Here is a 1,000-nt window from a genome sequence, read left to right as displayed (position 1 = left end):
CTGCAGCCACGCCTGGCCTCCCTGGCCGACTGGCTACCCGCAGAAGCGGGTGAATATGAGGCGGCGGATATTGCTTCCGATGCCCTCGCCTCTCTTGTTTATACCTCAGGAACAACCGGGCGCTCGAAAGGGGTCATGCTCAGCCACCGCAATATCCTCTGGAACATCGAGGCTGGGTTGAAGCTCATTACCATCTATCCCAGCGACCGTTTTCTCTCCTTCCTGCCACTCTCCCATACCCTGGAACGCACCGTCGGCTACTACATGCCGATCGCAGTCGGCGCCAATGTCGCCTACGCAAGATCCATCCCGCAATTGGGAGAGGATCTGATGGAGATAAAACCGACGATTATGATCTCCGTACCGCGCATCTTTGAGCGTGTCTACGCCAAGATACAGGCAAAGCTGGCGGATGATTCCGCCGTTGCCCGCAAGCTTTTCAGTGCGGCAGTCGAAACGGGCTGGCTGCGCTTCGAACATGACCAGGGCCGGGCGCCATGGAGCGCAAAACTGGCACTCTGGCCGTTCTATAAAAAACTGGTTGCCAGTAAGATTCAGGCCAAACTCGGTGGACGGTTGCGTATCGCCGTTTCCGGAGGCGCGGCTCTGACCCCGGAGATCGCCAAGCTCTTCATCGGGCTGGGTGTGCCGATCCTGCAGGGATATGGTCTGACAGAGACCAGTCCGATTATCACTGCAAATCCGCTGGAGGATAATGTTCCCGACAGTGTCGGCAGAGTGCTGCCGGGTATAGAGACAAAGATCGGTGAAAACGATGAACTGCTCTCCCGCAGCCCAAGCGTGATGCTGGGCTATTGGAATAATCCGCAGGCAACTTCAGACGTCATCGACAGTGAAGGCTGGCTGCATACCGGCGACAAGGTCAGAATCGAGAATGAGCACATTTTCATCACCGGACGTCTCAAAGAGATCATCGTGCTGGCCAATGGCGAAAAAGTCCCGCCTGCCGATATGGAGATGTGCATTGACCTCGATGCAC

Annotated in this window: 1 protein-coding gene; it reads left to right on the top strand. The window is 56.5% G+C overall.

Going from position 1 to position 1,000, the window contains the following annotated elements; genetic code table 11:
- A partial coding sequence (locus tag G9Q73_RS19160; RefSeq protein WP_177421563.1) for an AMP-dependent synthetase/ligase occupies positions 1-1,000 on the top strand: 1,000 nt, incomplete at both ends.

This window comes from endosymbiont of Lamellibrachia barhami, assembly GCF_011947365.2.
In the GTDB taxonomy this organism is placed as follows: Bacteria; Pseudomonadota; Gammaproteobacteria; order Chromatiales; family Chromatiaceae; genus QGON01.
Note: the sequence above shows the minus strand (reverse complement) of the source record. Positions and strands in the feature narration are given on the sequence as shown.